The sequence below is a fragment of the Amycolatopsis orientalis genome (assembly GCF_000943515.2).
GTDB lineage: Bacteria > Actinomycetota > Actinomycetes > Mycobacteriales > Pseudonocardiaceae > Amycolatopsis > Amycolatopsis orientalis.
This window is the reverse complement of the sequence record NZ_CP016174.1, coordinates 4,168,238-4,190,561: the sequence shown is the minus strand read 5'-3', so window position 1 is coordinate 4,190,561 and position 22,324 is coordinate 4,168,238. Positions and strand designations below refer to the sequence as shown.

Genomic DNA, 22,324 nt, shown 5'->3' with positions numbered 1-22,324 from the left:
CCGTGCCGCCCGATCGTGAGACCTCCGTCGAAGCGGAGTTCTTGACGGTGGTCGGCCGGTTCGCCGGGCCGGCCCGGGGCGCGGGGCTGGTGGTGATCAGCGTTTTCGGGGTGCTCGCGACACCGCCGGACGCGCTCCCGCTGGGTTTCGGGCTGCTCGCGCTGGCGGTGGGCACCGCGGTGGCCGAGCACCTGGCGGGGAAGACGGGCCGGGGCAAGCCGGTGGCCTTCGCGCTGACCCTGGTCCGTGCCGCGGCGATCTGCGGCACCCAGTTCCTGACCGCGCCCGAAGCGGGCGAGCTGAACCAGTGGGCGCTGAACGTCCTCACTATCACCGCGATCACCTTGCAGTGGGAATGGCCGCCGAAGATCACCGTGCCCGCCGTCGCCTGCCTGCTGGCGATCGAGGTGCCGCCGCTCGGGTTCGAGGACGGCCTTCCGGTGGTGCTGCGGGTGGTGCTCGAAGCCGCGCTCGCCAGGGGCGCCTTCCTCCTGCTGCTGCGCACGACGCGCCGGATCGACGACCTGCGCGAGCGGCGCGCCCGGCTGGCCCGCGAAGAATCCCTTGCCGTGGAACGACGACGGCAGGAACGGGAGTATCTGGCGGTCCTGCACGACACGGCGGCGGCCACCTTCCTCACGGTGGCCCAGCGCGGCGAAAGCACGGCCCCGGCCGAGGTCGCCGAGTACGCCCGCCGGGATCTCGCGATCCTCACCGGCGAATCCGGCCCCGGCGGGGTGGTCGATCTCGAAACCTCGCTGCGCGGCGTCCTCGCTGAAAGCCCGGTGAAGGTCGAGACGCGGTGGTCGCCGCTTCCGCCGATGCCGGCGTCGGCCGCGCTCGCCCTGGTCCGGGCCGTCCGCGAGGCGCTGGTGAACGTCGACCGCCACGCGGGCGTCGGCGAAGCGCGGCTGACGGTCGAAGACGGCGTCCGGGTGACGGTCCGGGACGAGGGCCGCGGGTTCGATCCGGCCACGACCCCGGCGCAGCGGCGGGGCGTCCGGGGCTCGCTCGTCGAGCGGATGGCCGCGGTGGGCGGCCGCGCGCGGGTGACCTCCGCGCCCGGCGCGGGGACCACGGTGGAACTGGTGTGGCCCGATGGATGAGACGACGGCGGACCGGGTCCTCGGTGGCTGCCGGATCGCGATCCTGGGCATCACCGTGGTGATCCAGCTCAGCCTGAGCCTTCCCCGGTTGACCGGCGCCGAAAGCCGGTCCGCCTTCGTGGCGCTGGGCGCCGTCCTCGTGGTCGCGTCGTGGTGGGTGCTGCGGGGCAGGCCGGTCCCGTGGCCCGCCGGGGTGATCGGCACCGTCGTCGCACTGACCGCCTCGGCGGTGGCGAGCTGGGCGGTACCGCCCGGTGAACTGTTCGGCGAACGGCACTGGGTCTTCGGCCTGGTCGGCTGGCATCTGCTGGTCCTGCTGCTCGACCGGCCGGTGGCCGCGGTGGCGGCGCTCGGCGCGCAACTGGTGCTGGACGTCGTCCGGCTGGTCACCGCCGCCCCCGCCGACCGGGCCGAGATCAGCGGTGTGGTGATCGGCGGGCTCAGCGTGATCACCTTCCAGCTCGCCACGCTGGCACTGGTGCGGGTCGTGTACCGGCGGGCGGGGGAAGCCGCGGCGGCTTCGGCCGAACGGGACCGGCTGCTCCACCGCAAGGCACTGGCCGAGCAGCGCGAGGCAGATCAGCGGAGCCGGTTCGCCGGTCAGCTGGGCACCACACTGCCGTTGCTCGCCGGACTGGCCGACCGCACGCTGGACCCGCGCGACGAGGCCGTCCGGCGGCGGTGCGCGCTCGCGGCCACGCAGCTGCGGCGGTTGTTCGCGGAGAACGACGATGTCCCCGATCCGCTGGTGCACGAGGTGTCGGCGTGCGTCGATCTCGCCGAACGGCGGGGGCTGACGGTGGCCTTGGCGGTCAGCGGCGAACCGGCGCCGGTGCCGACGGAGGTCCGCCGGGAACTGACCGGACCGCTCATGACCGCGCTGGTCGCCGCCCGGTCACAGGCGCGGGTCAGCGTGCTGCGCACCGGTGACGAGATCCGGGTCGCGGCCCTCACCGACGGTGAACCGGAGCCGCCGGTGAACGGATCGGGCTCCGTCGACGTCGAATGGCACACGCTGGGAGAACGATCGTGGATGGAGGCGAAATGGCGTTCGCGACCGAACTGACCGCGGTGGTCGTCGACGATCATCCGGCCGTGCGGGCCGGGGTCGTGCACTGGTTGTCCTCGGGGACCCCGCCGGTCACGGTGGTGGCCGAGGGTGAGGACGTGCGGGCCGCCTGGATCGGCGAGGGCGCGGAGGCCGACGTCGTCATCCTCGACCTGCACCTGAACAGCACCACCCCGGCGATGGGCGATCTGCGCCGGCTCACCGAGGCGGGCAGGCGGGTCGTCGTCTACTCGATGCGGGCCGACGACGAGACCGTCCTGCAGTGCCTCGAACTCGGCGCGCTGAGCTATCTCACCAAGGCCGAAGGCGCGGAACACCTCCTCGAAGCCGTGCGCGCGGCCGCCGCGGACCGGCCGTACACGCCGCCGTCGCTGGCGGGGGCGCTGGCCGGGGACCGCTCGGACCGGCGTCCCGCCCTTTCGGCGCGGGAGACCGAAGTGCTCATCGAGTGGTTCCAGTCGGAGTCGAAGGAGTTCGTCGCGCACCGGCTGGGGATCTCGCCGAACACGGTCAACTCGCATCTCGAGCGGATCCGGGTCAAATACGCCCAGATCGGCCGGGAGGCGCCGACCAAGGCCGCGCTCGTCGCGCGGGCGATCCAGGATGGGCTGATCGGCGTAAGCGATTTGTGATCGGTTGTGGTGCGAACGGGCCACAGTCGCCACCACCGGCTTCGACTACGGTGCGTGACGAGCGCGCCGGTACCGGTCCGGCGGAAGTCCGAGGAGATCCATGAAGACCGCCCGCACCGCCTTGATCGCCACCGGCTGCGCCGCCGCGCTGCTGCTGTCCGCCTGTGGCGGGGGAGCGGGCGGGAAGACCGTCCGGGCCGACGGCACCATGGCGCCCGGCAGTGAACTCAAGGTCGGCGAACGAGCCGTCGTCCCGTTCAGCGACGCGGGCAAGTCCGGCACGATCGCGATCACCGTCAAAGCGGTCGAGATCGGTCCCAAGGAGGATCTCGCCAAGTTCAAGAACCAGGGCGAGGGGACGCTTCCGGTCTACGTCCGGATGGTGGTCGAGAACGTCGGCGGCACGGACCTCGCCGGTACTTCGGTGTCGGTGCGCGCGCTCGACGCGAACGGCAAGGGCACCAAGGTGATCATGGCCGGTGGTACCGCGGCCTGCAAGGGCGAGACGGCGCCGGAGAACTTCACCGCCCAGGGCGCGACCTACGAGACCTGTGACACCGAAGGCGTCAAGGACGGCGGCGAGGTCGGCGGCGTGTCGTTCAGCGAGGGTGACGGGTACAAGGACGACCCGATCTCCTGGAAGAAGTGACCACCCTCCACGTTGGGCCGATCAGCGCAACCTTTTCGTGATCGTTCGTGGTGCGAATGGCCCACACCGCGCTACTCCCGCATCGACTACGGTGCGTGGCGAGAACGCCGGAGCAGAATTCGGCGGGAAGTCCGAGGAGATCCATGAAGTTCGACCGCATCGCCCTGTCCGCCGCCGGCTGCGCCGCCGCGCTGCTGCTGTCCGCCTGCGGCGGTGAAAAGGGCGGCTCCCCGGCGCCCGCTCCGACGCCGGCGCCGACGTCGGCCGCCGCGTCCTCCCCGGCGACCAGCGGCACCGTCCCGGTCTCGAACGCCGACGCGACGGCTCCCGGCTCCGAGCTCAAGGTCGGCGACCGCGCCGTCGTCCCGTTCAAGTACGGCAACGACAAGGCCGGCACCATCGCGATCACCGTCAAGACGATCGAGCTGGGACCGAAGGACGACCTCGCGGCCTACGGCGACAAGGCCAAGGGCATGACGCCGGTGTACATCCGGATGACCGTGGAGAACGTGGGCGGCACGGACCTCACCTACAGCACGGTGCGGCTGCGCGCGGTGGGCCCGGACGGCAAGGGCACCGGCGTGATCATCACCGGCGAGACCCCGAAGTGCCAGTCCGAGACGGCGAAGAAGGACTTCAAGACCGTCGGCGCCACCTACGAGACCTGCGAACTCCAGGCCGTGCGCGACGGCGGCGAGGTCGGCGGCGCGACCTACGGCGACGGTGACGGGTACAAGGACGACCCGATCATCTGGAAGAAGTAAGCAGGGGTAAGGCAAAGGTGTCGAGGTCGGGCGCGGTGTGCCGGTGACCGGTCCCGACCACGTCCCTGTTTGCCTGCTTCTCATGTCGCGAAAGCCACGTTCAGGACACCAGATTTCCCAAACGTGGCTTTCGCGACACGCACGTTTGCCTCGCCCCTCAATAAGGCCTTCAGCTCCCCACCACACTGCGGGTACAGGGAAGCCTGCGTACCGTTGAACGGGTGGTTGACGTGCACCGGACGATCACCGTCCGCACCCCCGCTCAGACCGTGGTCGAGTACCTGCGCGACTTCGCGCACGCCGAAGAGTGGGACCCCGGCACCGTGTCCTGCACCCGGGCGGACACCGGCCCGATCGTCGTCGGGGCGCAGTGGCGCAACGTGTCCGAGTTCCGCGGTAAGAAGACCGAGCTGGCCTATCGCCTCGACCGGCTGGAACCGGGGCGGATCGTGTTCGTCGGCAGCAACAAGACCGCCACGTCCACCGACGATCTGACGGTGACCGAAGAAGACGGCACCACGACCATCAGCTACCACGCCACCATCGAGTTCCACGGGCTGGCGAAACTCGCGGACCCCTTCCTCAAGCGGGAATTCGAGAAGATGGGCGACGAACTCGTGCCGACGATGACCAAAGCACTGGAAGCCCTCCGCACTTGAAGGTCTTCGCACTTGGAGGACTGAACGCGAGGATCGCCGAGGGGCCCACGTCGCATCGCTTACCCTTCACCGCTGACCGGCCACGGGACAGGACAGCGGACCGCGTTCGGTCGCCCCGCCCCGCAAGGTGATCTTCGCGGTGCCGTCGAGGGCGTCCCGCACGGTGCACACGAGCTGCTCGGTGGCACGCACCGACAGCCCGGCGACGTCGACCGAGAGGGTCACGATGACGCCGTCCCCCGCCGCGGTCTGGCCGAGGACCGCGGTACCGGCAGGGACTTCGGTGGTGTAGCCCTGTCGTCCTTCGTCCCCGTCCGGACCGGCGGCGAGCAGCTCGATCGTGCGCGCCAGGGTCACGCCGCCGGGATGCGGGCGCTGCGGCACCCGCACCGGTTCCCCGGCGGACAGGAAGTACAGCACCACTCCGGCGGACGGGCCCTCCGGGGCGGGTGCCCCGAGGATCACGCCGCTGGGCCGGACACCGCATCCGGCGGCCACCGGCGCGAGCAGGGCCAGCGCGATCAGGCGCGGGACGAGCCGGGGGTTCCTCATCCCGCCACCTCCTGACGCGGCAGGCGCAGCGTGAACACCGCGCCGCCGTCCGGGCCGTTCGCGGCGATCAGCGTCCCCCGGTGCAGCCGGGCGTTCTCCCAGGCGATCGCGAGCCCGAGCCCGCTGCCCCCGGACCGGCCCCTGGCCGAATCCGCCTTGTAGAACCGGTCGAACACGTGCGGCAGCACCTCGGGCGACAGCCCCGGCCCGCGATCCGAGACCTCCAGCGTGATCCACTCCCCCGCTTCGGAAAGCCGGAGCGTCACCGGCTTTTCCCCGTGCCGCACCGCGTTCCCGACCAGATTCGCCACGATGACGTCGAGACGCCGCGGGTCCAGCGTGGCGAAGATGCCGGTGGGCAGGTCCTTCTCCACCTCGGCGGCCCAGCCGCGGATCCGCAGGCTCGCCGTGACCACCTCGGCGACGTCGACCTCCTCCGGCGCGAGCGCGGCCGCACCGGCGTCGAACCGCGACACCTCGATGAGGTCGTTCACCAACCGGGTCAGATGATGCGTCTCGTCGATGCTCATCCGCACCGCGCGGCCGGCGTCGCCGGACAGCCGCGGCGCCTCCTGTTCCAGCACGTCCGCGACCGCGGTCATCGCGGCCAGCGGGGTGCGCAGTTCGTGGGAGACGTCGGCGACGAAACGCCGCGCGTCGGCCTCCATCCGTTCCAGCTCCCCGACGTGACGTTGCAGGGCTTCGGCCGTCTCGTTGAACGTCCGCGCGACCCCGGCCAGTTCGTCGGACCCGCGGACGCCGATCCGCGTGCGCAGGTCGCCCTCCCCCAGCCGCTGCGCCGCCTCCCCCAGTTCCCGCACCGGCCGCAGGACGCCGCGCGCGGCCAGCAAGGCCAGTCCGACGGCGAAGAGGAGCGCGACGCCGCCGATCAGCCAGGCACGGGTGGCGAGCTCGCCGATGCTCCGTTCCTCGGCGAGCATGTTCCGGGCGACGTAGGCTTCGATGCCCGACGCCTGCCGCTGCCCGTCCGCGAGGGTGAGGGTGAACCTGGTGCCCAGCACCAGCATCGGTGTTCCCCGGACGACGACCCGTTGCCAGGCCACGTTTCCCGACCGCACCTGCTCGCGGAGTTCGGGCGTGATCAGCGATCGGAGCTGCTCGTTGCCACTCGCCTTGTCCGCGTAAAGGACCAGGGAACTGAGGTCCCGGTCGGAGAGTTCGCCGCTGATCCGGCTCAGCGTGCCGTCGCTCGGCGGCATCGGCCCGAGCGGGTAGAGCGCACTGGCCTTGTCGACCAGGACGCGGGCGGTGGCGTCCTGCGCCTGCTGGAGGATCAGGGTGCGGGACAGGACGTAGGTGCCGCCCGCCACCGTCGCCGCGGTGACCACGACGAGCAGGCTGAACGCCAGCAGCAGCCGGGTACGCAGACCCCAGAGCTTCACAGGGGCCCGAACCGGTAGCCGAATCCGCGGACCGTCTGGACGTACACCGGCGCGGAGGAGTCGTCCTCGATCTTCGCCCGCAGCCGCTGCACGCAGGCGTCCACCACCCGGGAGTCACCGAAATAGCCGTGCTCCCACACGCTTTCCAGCAGGTACTGGCGGCTGAGCACCCGGCCGGCGACCTGCGACAGTTCCAGCAGCAGCCGCAGTTCGGTCGGGGCGAGGCCGACGGGCTCACCGCCCTTGGTCACCGTCAGCCCGGCGCGGTCGATGCCGATGTCGCCGTGCTGCTCGATCCCGGGCGGCACGGGGCCGGGCCGCGACGGCTGACCGCTGCGGCGCAGGACCGCGCGGATCCGCGCTTCGATCACCTGTGCCCTGGCGGGTTTGACCACGTAGTCGTCCGCGCCGGCGGCGAGCCCCGCCACCACGTCGATGTCGTCGTTGCGCGCGGTGAGCATGATGATCGGCAGATCACCCGCGGCCCGGATGCGGCGGCAGACCTCGAATCCATCGAGTCCGGGCAGCATCAGGTCCAGCACGACGACGTCCGTCGTCCGCGACGAGAGCCTGGCCAGCCCTTCCTCCCCGGTGGCCACCGCGTCGACCACGAGCCCGCGGCCACCCAGCGCCATGCTCAGCCCGTCGCGCACGGCCACGTCGTCCTCGATGAGCAGCACCCTGGGCATCCCGGCGGCCGGTCCGGCGCCGGGCGGAATCCGCTCGTCCATGACTGATCATCATGCCCGCCCGGGTTCCGCGGGAGGTCCGCGGAATGTCATTGTTTCGTCACAGTGTGCTCCGTGCGGAACGGTGACATATTCGTCGGCGTCCGCGCACGTGGCCGCGATCGGGCCGGGACAAGCGACCCCGACCGTGAACGGTATGAAGGAACTCGTTCTCGCCGCGATCACCCGCGTCCTCGCGGTACTGCTGCTGCTCCCGGCGTGGCTGCGGTCCCCCGGCCACGCCCGGCGACTCGCCTGCGGATGGGCGCTGTCGCTGCGGTTCCCGGCCGAGGACCTCGCCGGGCTCACCGGCGGGACACGCGCCGCGTTCACCGCCGCCAGGACCGAGGCGTTCTGGCGGCACCGCACGCTGCTCGGCCTCACCTCGGGACACCGCGACGCCGCCGAGCAGCATCGCCTCTTCCTCGACGAGGTCGCCAAGGCGGGCCCGGACCGCAAGCGGGTCCTCCCGGCCGGGGAATCGGCGCACGTCCGGGGTACCGCGCTGGACGTCCGGCCGCGCGAGGGCGCGCAGTGGCTGGAGGACCACGGCGCCCGCTTCGCGCTTTACCGGACCTACGACAACGAATGGTGGCATTTCGAGTACCGGCCCGGTGAGGCACCGCCCGCGCGGCTGCCGTACCCCGGCTGGCGGGCGGCCGGCCCGGCCCCCTCGCTCACGCGACCGTTTCCACGGTGACGTGCGGGGCCAGCGCCGCCAGGAAACCCGGCGCGTCGAAAGCCTCCCCCGCCGAAACCACCCCGGTCGCCTTGGCCCGCCCGTCGAGCACCCGCTGGACCGCCTCCACCACCAGCGGCGCCGTGACCGCGTAGATGTCCTGCCCGCGAGCGACGATCCGCCGCTCCTCCCCGCCGGACCGCACGACGACGTCGACCACGAACTCCTGCGAGGACGGGCCGTCCGCCGGCGGTGCGGGCGTCTCGGGGGCCACCACTTCGCGCGCCGCGTCCACCGTCATGTACGTGGTCACTTCGGGAATCGCGAGATGGCTCGGGACGGTGACGACGTCGGCCATCGTGAACTCGCCGAGCACGGCACGCGTCCCGAGCGGCGCGGGGAAGTCCCAGTCCAGGGTGGGCAGCGCGTCTTCGCGGTGCTCGATCCGCCCGCCGGAGAACCGGAGTCGCCGCCCGTTCCGGCGTTCCCGCGAGACCTTGCTCGCCGCTCGGGTCCCGCCTGTGGGGTGCCAACTGCTCAGCGCGTAGGCGACGTGCGCCTCGTCGGCCGAGGTCCAGTCGCCCATCGCGGCGGTGACCATCAGGTCGCCGAGACCGCCGAAGAACGCCATCGCCGGGATCACCGTCGCCCCCTCGGCCCGGTCGCCGAACTGCGCGAAGGTGTCGATATTCGCTTCGAGCTCCGCGGCCACGTCCAGATACGGCAGTCCCGCCCGCAACGCCGCTTCGATCACCGGGGCGGCGGTGTGGGCGAACGGACCGGCGGCGTTGATCACCGCGTCCGCGCCCTCGAAGGCGCGGTCGAGCGAGGCCGGATCGTCGACCGAAGCCTGCCGGATGTCGAGGCCCTGCCAAGGCAGGCCACGCAGTTTGGCCTCGTCGCGGCCCACGGCCAGCACACCGAATCCCCGTTCGCGCAACTCCGCCACGACGAACCGGCCGGTGTGCCCGTAAGCCCCGAACACCGCGACGTCATATCCCTTGCCCATGGGGTTCTCCTGCCCTCGTTGATCCACTGTGGACCATCCTGCCGAGGAGAGCGGTCTGCCGACAGTGTCCGGAACGCCATCATGCGTACACTTTCGGACATGACCACGGTCGCCCTCGCCGCCACGGACGGAATGCTGCAGTTCGAGCTGGCCATCGCCCAGGAGGTCTTCGGCACGGGCCTGCCGGGATTCACCGGCTCCTGGTACGAACTGACCGTCTGCGGCCCGGCGCCGGTGAAGGTCGGCCGGTTCCTCCTCGAACCGGACCACGACCTCGGCCGGCTCACGCGCGCCGACACGGTCATCGTCCCCGGCTGGGCCGACCTCGACGTCGCCCCGCCCCCGGACCTCGTCGACGCCGTGCGCGCCGCCCACGAAGCGGGCGCGCGGGTCGCCTCCCTCTGCACGGGCGCGTTCGTACTGACCGCCGCCGGGCTCCTCGACGGCCGCCGCGCGACGACGCACTGGGCGCACACCGATCTGCTCGCCGCCCGGTATCCCCTGGTGGAGGTCGATCCGGACGTGCTCTACGTGGACAACGGCAGTGTGCTCACCTCGGCGGGCAAGGCGGCGGCGATGGACCTGTGCCTGCACCTGGTCCGCTCCGACCACGGTTCAGCGGTCGCGAACACCGTCGCCCGCCGCCTGGTCGTCCCGCCCCATCGCGCGGGCGGGCAGGCCCAGTTCGTCACCGCCCCGGTGCCCGACCAGGACGACCACCCGCTCGGCGGCCTGCTCCCCTGGGTGACCGAACGGCTGGACCGGCCGCTGACCGTCGAAGACCTCGCCCGCCGCGCGAACATGAGTTCACGCAACCTGGCACGGCACTTCCGGTCGGCGACCGGGACCACGCCGCTGCGCTGGCTGCTGATCCAGCGCATCCGCCGCGCGCAGGAACTGCTGGAGCGCACCGACGACAGCGTCGACGCCATCGCGGAGGCCACCGGCATGGGTACCGCCACGACCCTGCGACGGCATTTCAACCGGACCGTCGGCGTACCACCGGACAGCTACCGCCGCACCTTCCGGGCCGGGTCCCGTGAGTGGTGACGACGGTTCTCACCGTCGGAGCGACTAGGCAACCAGTACCTTCGCCAGCCTCCGCAGTCCTTCCGCGATCGTCTCCGGCGGGTGCGCGGCGAACGAGAGCCGCAACGCCGAACGGTCCGGCTCCCCCACCAGGAACGCCGAGCCGGGCACGAAAGCGACGTCGTGGCGCAACGCCTCGGGAAGCAGCAGGTCGGTGTCCATCCCTTCGGGCAGCGTGACCCAGACGAACATCCCGCCGTCGGGCTCGGTCCACGTGGTGCCGGGCGGGGTGATCGCGGGCAGTTCGGCCAGCATCGCGTCCCGGCGCAGGCGGTAGGTCTCGCACAACCTCCGCACGTGCGCGTCGAGATCCGCCGCGGCCAGGTATTCGGCGGCGGCCGCCTGGTCGACGGTCGAGGTGTGCAGATCGCTCGCCTGCTTGAGGATCGCGACCCGGCGCAGGAGTCCCCGCGGCGCCCGGAGCCAGCCCAGGCGCATCCCCGGGGCGATCACCTTCGAGAAGCTGCCGAGGTAGATCGCCCGCTCGGCGAGTTCCGGACGAGCGGAGATCGGTTCCTCGCGCTCGCCGCGATACCGCAGTTCGTGGTACGGATCGTCCTCGACGAGCCAGAACCCGTGGCGCGCGATCACTTCCGCGAGCGCGCGGCGCCGTCCGGGACTCGTCGTGCGGCCGGACGGATTGGAGAAGGTCGGGACGAGATACAGCAATGACGGCCGTTCCCTGGCCGCGATCTCGTCGAGCGCGGCCGGGTCGATCCCTTCCGCGTCACCGGGAACGGGCACGATCCGGGCTTCGGCGAGCTGGAAGCACTGCAGCGCGGACAGATACACCGGTTCTTCCACCAGCACGGTGGCACCGGGATCGAGCAACGCGGTGCTCAGCAGCTGAAGTCCCTGCTGTGAACCGGTGGTGATCAGCAGATCGTCCACAGTGGTCGGCAGCCCGCGCCCGGCCAGCCGGGCGGCGAGCAGTCCACGCAGGCGCGGATTGCCCTCCGTCGGCGAATACTGCAGCGCGCGGCGGGCGGACTCGCCGTCGAGCGCCCGGTCGAAGGCGGCGCGGAGACCGTCCACATCGAACAGTTCGGGCGCGGGGATTCCGCCGGCGAAGGAGATCACGCCGGGACGGGCGGTGAGCGCGAGCAGGTCGCGCACGGGGGAACTGGTGACGCCGTCCATACGACGGGCGAGGGGAAGGGACATGGCCACTCCTCGGGAGAACACGGATCCTGGGGATTCATGACCCGGACCACGTTCCGGTCCGCAGGCCAGTTGATCAGCACAGTGCAGCTACCGGGGATCCGCCCGTACGAGCAAGCAACTGCGGCCAGGATATCAGCCCGGGATCGGTCTAGAGCTCACCGAAGACGTTCCGTCGCACGAACGGGCTCCGGAACTTGCCGTCCGGGTCCAGTTCGACGGCCAGCGCCCGGAAATCGGCCAGCTTCGGGTAATCCGCGGGCTGATCGAAGAGCTTGCCCCAGTGCGGCCGGACCCCGAACGGCGCCAGGCGTTCCTCCATGACCGGAAGCAGCGCGCGGACGGCGTCCTGATCCGGCTGCCAGGTGAAGTGCAGCGCCACCCGGTCACCGCCGTGGAACGGGCTCAGCCACAGCTCGTCCCCCGCGACGGTGCGGATCTCGGAGGTGAGCAGCACGGGCGCGAGCCGGTCGCCGAGGCCGCGCATCGCCTCCATCGCGGCGACGGCGTGCCGGACGGGGACGAAGTACTCGGTCTGCAGTTCGTCGCCGACGCTGGGCGTGAAGTCCAGGCGGAAATGCGGGATCCGTTCGTGCCACGGCCCCGGCACCCCGAGCTGCCGCGTGCAGTTGTCCGCCGGGATCCCCGCCGCGTGCGCCGGATGCCGCGGCCCGTCGGCGGCCTTCGCGCCGAAGAAGTCCGCGCCCGGCCGTCCCGGTCCCTTGACCCAGACCTGGTCGACCGTGTCGCGGGCCCAGTTCGTGAACATGCTGACGCTGTAGCCCGAGTCGTGGATCTCCTCGAAGTGCTCGTACGCCGCGTCCCAGGGCAAGCCGTCGAAGACGTCCTGCCGAAGCTCGAAGGCGGGCACCAGGTCGAGGGTCAGCCGCGTCACCACGCCCAGTGCGCCGAGACCGACGACCACGCCGTCGTGGTGGGAGTACGTCCTCACCTCGCCGTCGGCGGTGACCAGCTCCAAACCGGACACCGCCGAGGCGAGGCTCTGGTTGCGCCGTCCGGATCCGTGGGTCGCCGTCGCGACGGTGCCCGCCACCGTGCAATGGGGCAGCGAGGCGAGGTTGGCCAGCGCGAACCCGGCCGCGTGCACCTGGACGGCGACATCGCCGTAGCGCGCCGCCGCCGGAACCGTGACCGTCGCGGACTCCGCGTCGACGACGGTCACCGCGTCGAGTCCGGAGAGGTCGAGGTGGAGACCGCCCGGGCAGTCGGCGATGTCGTTGAAGCAGTGCCCGCTGCCGAGCGCCTTGACCGCGGCCGCTCCAGCGACGGCCTCCTGTACCTGTTCGACCGTGCGCGGGCGAAAGATCCGTTCCGCGGTGAAGATCTGATTTCCCGCCCAGTTCGTGTCGCGCACCCGGCCTCTTTCCCTTGCGGTGTCCGGCCGCTCAGCCTACCCAAGCTAGATTGCCTTGGTTCGTTTCACACGGAGGAGGGTGCACCCTGTCAGGCATTCCCGGCGAGGTGCTGTCCATCGTGCTCTTGCTGGTGGTCTTGGCCTTCGCGGTGATCCGGCCCCGCGGCCTGCCGGAGGCGGTCGCCGCCGTCCCCGCCGCCGTGCTCGTGCTGGCGGCAGGCGCGATCCCGTTCCCCGACGCCGTCGACGAGGTGGCCAGGCTCGGCCCGGTCGTCGGATTCCTCGCCGCGGTACTCGTACTGGCCCGGTTGTGCGACGACGAAGGGCTGTTCAAGGCGGCCGGTTCGCTCATGGCCCGGGTGAGCCGGGGACGGCCCCGGCGGCTGCTGGCCGCGGTGTTCGCGATCGCCGCGGCGGTCACCGTGGTGCTCAGCCTGGACGCCACCGTCGTGCTGCTGACCCCGGTCGTGTTCGCCACCGCCGCGAAAATGGGCGCGCGGGCCAAACCGCACGCCTACGCCTGCACGCATCTGGCGAACTCGGCCTCGTTGCTGCTCCCGGTGTCCAATCTCACCAACCTGCTCGCCGTCGCCGCCACCGGGATCTCGTTCCTCCGGTTCACCGCGCTGATGACCTTGCCTTGGCTCGCGGCGGTGCTCACCGAATACCTGGTGTTCCGCCGGTTCTTCGCCGCCGACCTGGCCGCGCGGCCGCGGGGCGCGAAAGAGGCTCCGGCCGCGAAGGTCCCGGCGTTCGTCCTGGTGGTCCTCGGCCTGACGCTGGCCGGGTTCGTGATCACCTCCCTGTTGGACCTCAGTCCCGCGTGGGCCGCGTTCGCCGGTGCCGCCGTCTTGGCCTGCCGCGCCCTCGCCCAGCGGCGGACCTCCCCCGTCGCGATCGCACGCTCGGCGAACGTCCCCTTCCTCGCGTTCGTGCTCGCGCTGGCGATCGTGGTCCGCGCCGTGGTCGACAACGGACTGGCCGGGGCGCTCAGCCATCTGGTGCCGACGTCCAGCTCGTTCCTCGCCCTGCTCGGTGCCGCCGCGGTGGCCGCAGTGCTCGCCAACCTGATCAACAACCTGCCCGCGGTGCTCGTCCTGCTGCCGCTCGCCACGGCGGGCGGGACGCCGGTGGTGCTGGCCGTGCTGATCGGGGTCAACCTCGGGCCGAACCTCACCTACGTCGGTTCCCTGGCCACGCTGTTGTGGCGGCGGATCCTGCACCGGCACGACACCCGGCCCGATCTGAAGGAGTTCACCAAGCTCGGGCTGCTCACTGTTCCGGCGTCCATCGTGCTGGCGGTGGCCGGGTTGTGGCTCGGCCTGGCCGTCCTTCCCTGAGTCCACCGCCGTCCTTCCACTCAGTGAGAGAATGACCGGATGGCCGGGAACCTCTCGACGCCGGGGGCGAGCGTCACGTCACGGGTGTTCGCGCTGCTCGGCGCCTTCGACGTCGACCACCGCGAGCTGTCGCTGACCGAACTCGCGAGCCGCGCTTCCCTGCCGCTGCCGACGGCGCACCGCCTCGCCCGCGAACTCGTCGGTTTGGGGGCGCTGGAACGGCGCGAAGATCGCTACGCCGTCGGAAGGCGGCTCTGGGATCTCGGCCTGCTCGCCCCCGTCCAGTTCGAACTCCGCCAGGTCGCCGCGCCGTTCCTGCAGGATCTCTACGGCGCGACCGGCGCCACCGTGCACCTCGCGGAACGGGACGGCGGCCAGGTGCTCTACCTCGACCGGCTTTCCGGGAACGCGTCGGTGCCGGTGATCAGCCGGATCGGCGGGCGGTTGCCGCTGCACGCCACCGGCGTCGGGAAGGTGCTGCTGGCCTGGGCACCGGAGGAGGTCCAGCGCCAGGTGCTCGGCTCCTTGACGCGCGTCACTCCGTACACGATCACCCAGCCCGGGCGGTTGCGTGACCAGTTGCGGCGGGTCCGCCGGGAGGGGTTCGCGCAGACCGTCGAGGAGATGAGCCGGGGCGCCTGCTCGGTCGCCGTCCCGATCCGGGCTTCCGCCACGGGCGACGTCGTCGCGGCGCTCGGCCTGGTCGTCCCGGATCTGAGCCGTGGCCGCGCGCGCCTGGTCTCCGCGCTCCAGGTGGCGGCCGCCGGGATCGGCCGGAGCCTGCCGATTTCACTGAGTGAAAGCACCCGCTAGGAGTTCGCCCGCCGCGGGACCAGACTCCGGTCATGCGCACCCCAGTCGCCATCGTCGGCGCCGGCCCCGCCGGACTGCTCCTGTCGCATCTGCTCGACCTGGCGGGGGTCGAGTCGGTGATCGTGGAGACCCGCTCGCGCGAGTACGTCGAGGCGAGGATCCGGGCGGGCATCCTCGAACAGTCCACAGTGGACCTCCTCCGCGAGGCCGGGCTCGCCGGGCGGCTCGACCGCGAGGGCGACGAGCATCGCGGCATCTACCTGCAGTGGCCGGAGGAACGGCATCACCTCGACTTCGTGGACCTGGTCGGGCGCACCGTCACGGTGTACGGGCAGACCGAGGTGACCAAGGATCTCGGCAAGGCGCGTGAAGCGGCCGGGCAGCGGATTCACTACGAGGTCAGCGACACCGCCGTCCACGACCTCGAAACCGACCGGCCCTACGTCACCTTCACCGGCCGGGACGGCACCCCGGAAAGACTCGACGCAGATGTCGTCGTCGGCTGCGACGGCTCCTTCGGCCCCTGCCGCACCGCGATCCCCGACGCCGCGAAGCAAACCTGGGAACGCACGTACCCGTACTCGTGGCTCGGTGTCCTCGCCGACGTCGCCCCCTCGACCGATGAACTCATCTACGCCTGGCATCCCGACGGTTTCGCCATGCATTCGATGCGCTCGGCCACTGTCAGCAGGCTGTATCTTCAGGTGCCCAACGGCACCGATGTCGGTACGTGGTCCGACGAGCGGATCTGGGAGGCGCTCGCGACCCGGCTCGGCCACGGCCAGGACGGCTGGACGCTCACCCCCGGGCCGATCACCGACAAGAGCGTGCTGCCGATGCGCAGTTTCGTCCAGCAGCCCATGCGCCACGGCCGCCTGTTCCTCGCCGGCGACGCCGCCCATATCGTGCCGCCGACCGGCGCCAAGGGCCTCAACCTCGCCGTCGCCGACGTCGCCCTCCTCGCCCCCGCCCTCGCGGCTTTGGTGCGGGACAAGGATTCCGCGCTCGCCGACGCCTACTCCGACACCGCGCTGCGCCGGGTCTGGCGGTGTACGCACTTCTCCTGGTGGATGACGACGATGCTGCACCAGTCGGGCGACCCGTTCGACCGGCAGCTGCAGCTCTCGCAGCTGCGCTGGCTCGCGCGCAGCCAGGCCGGCCGGGCGGGTCTGGCTGAGAACTACGCGGGGCTGCCCATCGGCTTCTGATTCGCCTGGCCCGGTTTTCGAGTGCCGCCGGTCGGCAGCAGGCCGAGCCGGTGCGCGGTCGTCGCGGCCTGGACGCGGCCGGAAACGTCCAATTTGGACAGGATGTTCGAAACGTGGGTGCTGACGGTCTTCGCGGAGATGTACAGCTCCGCGGCGATCTGGCGGTTGGTCCGCCCTTCGGCGAGCAGCCGCAGCACCTCGATTTCCCGCCCGGTGAGGCTGTGCCGGTCAGGCGCGGGTTCGCCGGGTTCGGCCGGTGAGACGCGAAGTGCCTTGGCCAGCCGGTCGATCTCGGCGCGCAACGGGACGGCGCCCAGCCGGTCGGCGAGCGAGGCGGCGGCCCGGAGGCGGGTGACCGCGTCGGCGTGGGCACCGGCCTCGCCCGCGACCGACGCCGCCCCCAGCAGGGCCCGTGCCTGGGGATAGGGCTCACCCAGGTCCGCCCAGGCTGCCGCGGCGCGGTCCCAGGTGGCCTGCGCGGGTTCGACGGTCGCGGCGAAGGTGAGCCGGTGCGCCTGTTGTACCGGACCGATCGCCGGCACCGTCTCGGCCAGCGACCGCAAGCGGGGCCGAAGCCCGGGCAGCTGGGCCCCCGACACGAGGACCGGCCACAAGTACCGCGGGCTCGCCTCGACCTCCGGCAGGCTCAGCGCTTCCGCCACCAGCTCGGCGGCTTCCGCGGGTCGGCGTCCGGCCAGTTCGAGGTCGATTTCCAGCCGGGCGAGGGGCAGCAGGTCCTGGGTGTCGGGGTAGCCGTCGGCGAACACCTCGCGTGCGTACGCGGCGGCCGTTCGCGCTCCCGCGAGATCCCCCTTGGCCAGCAGGATCGTGCCCTGCAGCACGGTCAGGTAGGCGTCCAGGCCGGGGATCGGAGGGTGGCCGAGCGCGTGCTCGATCGTTTCGGCGGCCTCGTCCCAGTCTCCGGCCGCGATCGACGATTCGGCGAGGTTCGCCGCATGGACCGGCCCCGCCGTGCGCACCAGACCGGCGGCCGCGCAGACGGCGAGTCCGGTCCGGGCCACCGATGCCGCCGCCGCGTACCGGCCCTCGCCTTGCAGTACATCGGCTTCGCGGCGCAACACGTGCAGGAGCGCGGCGTCGTCGGCGAGCCGCCGCGCGCTCGCCGCGGCTTGCGCCAGCTTCGGCAACTGGGCGTCGAGATCGCCCGCCCTGGCGCGGGAGTAGGCCAGGTCGGCCGTGGCCATCACCTCGGCGCGGACATCGCCGAAGCGCCGGGCGGCCGTGATCGCCGCCTCGGCGACCAGCCGCCCCTCCTCCTCACGCGGCACCGTCAGCAGCCGATAGGAAAGGGCCACCAGTGCCGCCGGGGCCGCCGGATCCGTTTCCGGGATCAGCGTGGTCGCGGCGCGCAGGTCCTCGACGCCGCCCGGCCGTCCGAGGGCGTGCCGCAGCTCGCCCCGGCGCATCAGCATGCGTCCCGCCCTGCCCGGCTCGGCCCCGGCGTCGGTCCCGGCCAGCAGGGACTCGACGAGAGCGAGCGCGCGGGTCACGTCGCCCGCCGCCGCGGCCGCGTCCGCCGCCGCGTCGACCACCGCGTCGTGTCCGGCACCGACGTGCTCTTCCGCGCCCGGCACGTGCCGCCACAGCCGCAGAACCTCGGTCAGCAGGTGCAGCTGCTCGGCGTACGCCAGTGACCGGCCGGCCGCCTCGGCGGCGTGCCACGCCGCGCTCAGCGCCCGAGCGGGATGTTTGCCGGCGACCGCGCCCCAATGGCCCGCCAGCTGCGCGCCGGCCCTTCCCGGCGACGCGAGCGCCGGATCACGTTCGATGGCTTCGGCGTAGCGCACATGCAGCCGGGCGCGTTCCACGGGCAGCAGGTCGTCCTGGACGACCTCGCGGGTCAACGCGTTCCGGAACCGGTACCCCTCGTCGTCGGCGACGAGCAGGTTCGCCGCGATGGCGGGACGCAACGCGGCCGTCAGCTCTGTCTCGTCGAGCCCGGTGACCGTCGCGAGCAACTCGTGTCCGATGCGGACAGCGCAGACCGAAGCCGCGCGCACGACCTCCTGGCTCGGCGCGGGCAAGAGGGTCAATGGGGCGATCAACAGGTCGCGAATCGTCTGCGGCACCACGGGACCGCGCTGGTCACGACAGCTCATCAGCGCCTCGACGAACAGCGGATTGCCCTCGCTGCGCGCGAAGACGTCATCGCTGAGATCGACGTCCGGCTCGTGCCCGAGCAACTCCCGCAGCTGGGCCGTCACCCCTCGTCTGGACAGCGGGGCGAGCTCGCACCTGCGGACCCAGCCGATCCTGGCCAGCTCCGACGGCACCAGCCTCGCCGCGTGTGCCCGGTCGAGGCCGGTCCGGTAGGTGAGGACGATGAGCAGGGCGGGTATCGCCCGCTGGTTCCCGACGAGGAACAGGAGCAGTTCCCTGGTCGACCGGTCCGCCCAATGGATGTCCTCGATCAGGAGCACCGTGGGCCGTTCCTCGGCCAGGACCTGCATCAGGGACAGCAGCTGCTCGAACAGCCGCGCCTTGGCCTGCTCCGTGTCCCCGGCGGGCGGCGGCCCCAGCACGGGCAGCAACCGCCCGGTCTCACCGGCCACCCCGCCGGGAAGCCGGCGGAGGACTCCGGTGACGCCCAGTTCACCGACCAGGTCACGCAACAGCGAAGTGAACGGCGCGAACGGGAGGCCGCTTCCACCGAAGTCGAGGCACTCACCGGCCAGTATCCGCGCGCCGTCGTCGAGGGTGGCCGCGAACTCGCCCACCAGTGCCGACTTCCCCACGCCCGCGTCCCCGGCGACCAGCACGGTGACCGGCGCGCCTGCCTGGGTCTCGTCGAAAGCGGCACGCAGCCCGGCGAGCTCCCGATCTCGTTCCACGACTGCCACGGACCGAGTCTAAGGAGCCGAATAGGGCACTTGCCCGATGCCGGACCGTCCGCGCGCGCCGCAGGCTGGGGCCATGATCGGCAAGCCCCTTTTCACGACTTCGTCACCGAAGGCGAGCAAAGAGCTCGTCATGCTGCTGGTGGCCGCCTTCGGCGCGCTGAGCGGGTTCTACCTGCTGGTGTCGGTTGTCCCGCTGTACACGGCCGGTTCGGGAGGCGGCGGGTTCGGCGCCGGGCTCGTCACCGGCACGATGATGCTGTCCACGGTGGTGACGGAACTCGCCGTGCCGCGGTTATTGGCGCGGCTCGGCTACCGGGCGGTGCTCGCGCTCGGTCTGCTGCTCCTCGGCGTGCCCGCCCTCGCGTTGATCGCCACCTCGGACACCGCGCTGGTGCTGGCGGTGAGCCTGGTGCGCGGGGCTGGCCTCGGGATCGTGGTGGTCGTGGGGAGCGCGCTCGCCGCCGAACTGTCCCCAGCCCGGCATCGCGGCGAAGGGCTCGCCGTCTACGGCGTCGTGGTGGGTGTGCCGGCGGTCGTGGGCCTGCCCGCGGGGATCTGGCTCAGCGAGCGGTTCGGCTTCACCGCGGTGTTCGCCGTCGCCGGGGCCGTGTCGCTGGTGCCGCTGGCCGTGGTGTCGGCGTTGCCGTCGAAATCCGGTGACGTGACCACATCGGGCTCGGTGTTCGGCGCCTTCCGCGCGGGTGGACTGGCCCGGCCGACGGTGGTCTTCACCGCGATCACGGTCGGCGCGGGTGTTTTCGCCACCTTTCTGCCGCTGGCCGTATCGGCCGAAGCACGCGGGACGGCGGCCTTCGCGCTCCTCGTCCAGTCGCTGACCATGTCGGTCGCCCGCTTCGCCGCGGGCCGGTTCGGGGACAGGCACGGTTCCGGACGACTGCTCGTTCCGTCCGTGCTCGTCTCGGCCTTGGGCGCGGCCTTGCTGTTGTGGGCGGACGACCCCGTCGCGATGGTCGCCGGGATGGCGCTGTTCGGTGCCGGCTTCGGCGCGGCTCAGAACGTGACGCTGGCCCTGATGATGGAGCGGGTCGAGGCGGCCGATTACGGCCGTACGAGCGCGCTGTGGAACGTGGCCTACGACGCGGGGTTCGGCATCGGCGCGGTCGGTTTCGGGATGCTGGCCGGGCCGTTCGGCTACGGGACGGGGTTCGCGTTCACCGCCGCCGTGGTGCTCGCCGCGCTGGTACCGGCGATGCTCGACCGGAGGGTGGCCAAGCCGTGATCGACATCGGCAAGGTGCTGCCCGCGGCGCGTGCGGCACTCGAGGAACTGGTGCGGATCCCGTCGGTGAGCGCGGAACCCACCGAGGACGTCCGGCGCAGCGCCGAACTGACGGCCGCGTTGTTCCGCGGGGTGGGCGAACCGGAAGTCGAGATCCTCGACGACGTGCCAGGTGGCCGGCCCGCGGTACTGGTCAGGTATCCGGCTCCGCCCGGACGGCCGACCGTCCTGCTGTACGCGCACCACGACGTCCAGCCCGCCGGCGAAATCGCGCAGTGGAGCAGCGCGCCGTTCGAACCCATCGAGCGCGACGGACGGCTGTACGGCAGGGGCACGGCCGACGACAAGTCCGGGATCGCCGCGCACCTCGCCGCGGTGCTCGCGTTCGAGGGGGATCCTCCGGTAGGGGTCACCGTGCTCGTCGAAGGTGAGGAGGAGATCTCCTCGCCGACACTCGGCGCACTGCTCACCCGGCATCGCGACCGGCTCGCCGCCGACCTGATCGTGCTCGCCGACTCCGAGAACCTGGAGCGCGGCACACCGGCCTTCACCACCTCACTGCGGGGTACGGCCGCATGCGTCGTCGAGCTGCGCACGCTGGCGACCGGTGTGCACTCGGGCGGTTTCGGCGGTCCGGCACCCGACGCGCTCAGCACGCTGTGCCGGCTGCTCGCCACCTTGCACGACGAACACGGCGACGTCGCCGTGGCCGGCCTCGAAACCGGCCCGGTTCCCGACTACGACTATCCCGTTTCCAGGTATCGCGCCGAAGCGGGCGTGCTCGACGGTGTCGAACTGCAGGGGACGGGCGACGTCGCCGAGCGGCTGTGGGCCAAACCGGCGGTGAGTGTCCTCGCCATCGACGCGCCCCCTGTGGCGACCGCGTCGAACACGCTCATCCCGGTGGCCAGAGCCAAGATCGGACTGCGCGTGGCCCCTGGCGACGACGCGATCCAGGCCGCCACCGCGCTCGCCGAGCACCTGAGCACGCATACGCCGTGGGGTGCGCGGGTGTCGGTCACCGTCTCGGAAATCGCGCAACCCCACCACGTCGACACCACCCACCCGGCCTACGCGGCGGCGAGACGCGCCTACCGCAAGGCTTACAGCACGGACGTGACCGAAATCGGCAGCGGGGGCAGCATCCCGTTCGTCGCGGAATTCGCCGCCGCCTTTCCCGCCGCCGCCATCCTGATCACCAGCGCGGGCGCGGACACCGACTCCAACCCGCACGGCATCGACGAGAGCGTGGATCTCGCGGAGTTCGGCCGCGCCTGCCACGCGGAGGCCCTCCTGCTGGCCGAACTCGGCCGTGACCGGCTTCGGCGCGATGATCGTGGCTCGCGATGAGGTGTCTGTGTTCGGCTGGTGCCGAGACAGCATCTTCGGGAAGGTGGGCTTTCTCGTCCTGGGGTTCCGAAGGGGAGGGTCCGTCGCCGTCGGCGTCGGGTGGCGGAGTGGTGCTGGGCCAGATTGCTTTATCTCTTGGCAAAGTTTGGCGTTGCCGTTCAGCGGCAACGACTGATGTGGGTCCGCTCCCCCGCCGCACGAGATGCGCCTCCGGTCGGGAACGTGGTTCCGGCGAGTGGTACTCATCGTTGCCGTTTTCCGGCAACCAAATCTTCGGCAGCTCGGCATCGCCGTTCAACGGCAACGGCCGAAGTGGGTTCCTTCCCCCCGACGCCTCGGACCGTGCCTGCACTGGGAATGCGGCGCAGGCAACGCTACATAAGTCGTCGCCGTTTCCGGCAAAACTTCTCGGCCGCGGAACCCAACAGCTCGGCGTCGCCGCCTAGCGGTAGCGGCCCCGGGCAAGTCCACCCGTTCGACGCACAAGATGGCCTCCGGTCGGAAACGCGGCCCCAGCAAACGCCACATCCGTCGTCGCCGTTTTCCGACAACCAAATCTTCGGCAGCTCGGCATCGCCGTTCAACGGCAACGGCCGAAGTGGGTTCCTTCCCCCGACGCCTCGGACCGTGCCTGCGCT

The 22,324-nt window shown here is 71.6% G+C and carries 20 protein-coding genes; 13 read left to right on the top strand and 7 right to left on the bottom strand.

Annotated elements, in window-relative coordinates; translation table 11 throughout:
- Positions 1-2 precede the first annotated feature (2 nt).
- From SD37_RS18260 to SD37_RS18235, 6 genes are all read left to right on the top strand, one after another.
- Positions 3-1,106: a sensor histidine kinase gene (locus SD37_RS18260; protein WP_065912872.1), complete on the top strand. Its 1,104-nt coding sequence runs from the start codon at positions 3-5 to the stop codon at positions 1,104-1,106.
- Complete coding sequence (locus SD37_RS18255) at positions 1,099-2,172, top strand: hypothetical protein (RefSeq protein WP_044853040.1); 1,074 nt, start codon at positions 1,099-1,101, stop codon at positions 2,170-2,172. Before SD37_RS18260 ends, SD37_RS18255 begins: the two co-directional genes overlap by 8 nt.
- Complete coding sequence (locus tag SD37_RS18250) at positions 2,151-2,807, top strand: response regulator transcription factor (RefSeq protein WP_044853039.1); 657 nt, start codon at positions 2,151-2,153, stop codon at positions 2,805-2,807. The genes SD37_RS18255 and SD37_RS18250 overlap by 22 nt, the downstream gene beginning before the upstream one ends.
- Before the next feature lie 100 nt (positions 2,808-2,907).
- Positions 2,908-3,456: a hypothetical protein gene (locus SD37_RS18245; protein ID WP_065912871.1), complete on the top strand. Its 549-nt coding sequence runs from the start codon at positions 2,908-2,910 to the stop codon at positions 3,454-3,456.
- 143 nt (positions 3,457-3,599) lie between these two features.
- Complete coding sequence (locus SD37_RS18240; RefSeq protein ID WP_044853037.1) at positions 3,600-4,220, top strand: hypothetical protein; 621 nt, start codon at positions 3,600-3,602, stop codon at positions 4,218-4,220.
- Between the two features lie 221 nt (positions 4,221-4,441).
- The gene (locus tag SD37_RS18235; protein ID WP_044853036.1) at positions 4,442-4,879 is read left to right on the top strand and encodes an SRPBCC family protein; all 438 of its coding nucleotides are present in this window, start codon (positions 4,442-4,444) and stop codon (positions 4,877-4,879) included.
- Positions 4,880-4,945: 66 nt separating this feature from the next.
- Here the strand turns inward: SD37_RS18235 and SD37_RS18230 are convergent, their stop codons facing one another.
- From SD37_RS18230 to SD37_RS18220, 3 genes are read right to left on the bottom strand one after another with little or no spacing between them, the layout of a single operon-like run.
- On the bottom strand, positions 4,946-5,431 hold the full coding sequence (locus SD37_RS18230; RefSeq protein ID WP_044853035.1) for a GerMN domain-containing protein: 486 nt from the start codon (positions 5,429-5,431) through the stop codon (positions 4,946-4,948).
- The gene (locus SD37_RS18225; protein WP_044853034.1) at positions 5,428-6,834 is read right to left on the bottom strand and encodes an ATP-binding protein; all 1,407 of its coding nucleotides are present in this window, start codon (positions 6,832-6,834) and stop codon (positions 5,428-5,430) included. The genes SD37_RS18230 and SD37_RS18225 overlap by 4 nt, the downstream gene beginning before the upstream one ends.
- Entirely contained in the window at positions 6,831-7,565 is a 735-nt protein-coding gene (locus tag SD37_RS18220) for a response regulator transcription factor (RefSeq protein WP_044853033.1), read from the bottom strand. The genes SD37_RS18225 and SD37_RS18220 overlap by 4 nt, the downstream gene beginning before the upstream one ends.
- Before the next feature lie 154 nt (positions 7,566-7,719).
- On the opposite strand from SD37_RS18220, the gene SD37_RS18215 reads away from it, so the two are divergent.
- Positions 7,720-8,262: a M15 family metallopeptidase domain-containing protein gene (locus SD37_RS18215; RefSeq protein ID WP_044853448.1), complete on the top strand. Its 543-nt coding sequence runs from the start codon at positions 7,720-7,722 to the stop codon at positions 8,260-8,262.
- Here the strand turns inward: SD37_RS18215 and SD37_RS18210 are convergent.
- Positions 8,240-9,250, bottom strand: a complete 1,011-nt coding sequence (locus SD37_RS18210) for a saccharopine dehydrogenase family protein (RefSeq protein ID WP_044853032.1) — start codon at positions 9,248-9,250, stop codon at positions 8,240-8,242. The genes SD37_RS18215 and SD37_RS18210 overlap by 23 nt on opposite strands.
- A 99-nt stretch (positions 9,251-9,349) precedes the next feature.
- Between SD37_RS18210 and SD37_RS18205 the strand changes: the two genes are divergently transcribed.
- On the top strand, positions 9,350-10,300 hold the full coding sequence (locus tag SD37_RS18205; RefSeq protein WP_201788888.1) for a helix-turn-helix domain-containing protein: 951 nt from the start codon (positions 9,350-9,352) through the stop codon (positions 10,298-10,300).
- A 24-nt stretch (positions 10,301-10,324) separates the two neighbouring features.
- On the opposite strand, the gene SD37_RS18200 is transcribed toward SD37_RS18205, so the two are convergent.
- Both SD37_RS18200 and SD37_RS18195 read right to left on the bottom strand, forming a co-directional pair.
- Positions 10,325-11,503: an aminotransferase-like domain-containing protein gene (locus SD37_RS18200; RefSeq protein ID WP_044853030.1), complete on the bottom strand. Its 1,179-nt coding sequence runs from the start codon at positions 11,501-11,503 to the stop codon at positions 10,325-10,327.
- A 148-nt stretch (positions 11,504-11,651) separates the two neighbouring features.
- Entirely contained in the window at positions 11,652-12,875 is a 1,224-nt protein-coding gene (locus SD37_RS18195; RefSeq protein WP_044853029.1) for an FAD-binding protein, read from the bottom strand.
- Positions 12,876-12,982: 107 nt separating this feature from the next.
- On the opposite strand from SD37_RS18195, the gene SD37_RS18190 reads away from it, so the two are divergent.
- Genes SD37_RS18190 through SD37_RS18180 form a run of 3 tightly spaced genes read left to right on the top strand, consistent with a single transcriptional unit; the run spans position 12,983 to position 16,236 of the window.
- Positions 12,983-14,215: an SLC13 family permease gene (locus tag SD37_RS18190; RefSeq protein WP_174567841.1), complete on the top strand. Its 1,233-nt coding sequence runs from the start codon at positions 12,983-12,985 to the stop codon at positions 14,213-14,215.
- 39 nt (positions 14,216-14,254) lie between these two features.
- Positions 14,255-15,028 (top strand): IclR family transcriptional regulator, encoded by a 774-nt coding sequence (locus tag SD37_RS18185; RefSeq protein ID WP_044853028.1) that lies wholly within the window; start codon positions 14,255-14,257, stop codon positions 15,026-15,028.
- A gap of 32 nt (positions 15,029-15,060) precedes the next feature.
- Complete coding sequence (locus SD37_RS18180) at positions 15,061-16,236, top strand: 4-hydroxybenzoate 3-monooxygenase (RefSeq protein WP_044853027.1); 1,176 nt, start codon at positions 15,061-15,063, stop codon at positions 16,234-16,236.
- Here the strand turns inward: SD37_RS18180 and SD37_RS44190 are convergent.
- Positions 16,209-19,097 carry a helix-turn-helix transcriptional regulator gene (locus SD37_RS44190; RefSeq protein ID WP_044853026.1) on the bottom strand — a complete coding sequence of 963 codons (2,889 nt, stop codon included), beginning with the start codon at positions 19,095-19,097 and terminating at the stop codon, positions 16,209-16,211. The genes SD37_RS18180 and SD37_RS44190 overlap by 28 nt on opposite strands.
- Before the next feature lie 73 nt (positions 19,098-19,170).
- Between SD37_RS44190 and SD37_RS18170 the strand changes: the two genes are divergently transcribed.
- On the top strand, positions 19,171-20,337 hold the full coding sequence (locus SD37_RS18170; RefSeq protein WP_044853446.1) for an MFS transporter: 1,167 nt from the start codon (positions 19,171-19,173) through the stop codon (positions 20,335-20,337).
- Positions 20,334-21,686 (top strand): M20/M25/M40 family metallo-hydrolase, encoded by a 1,353-nt coding sequence (locus SD37_RS18165; protein ID WP_044853025.1) that lies wholly within the window; start codon positions 20,334-20,336, stop codon positions 21,684-21,686. The genes SD37_RS18170 and SD37_RS18165 overlap by 4 nt, the downstream gene beginning before the upstream one ends.
- The last annotated feature ends 638 nt before the right edge of the window (positions 21,687-22,324 follow it).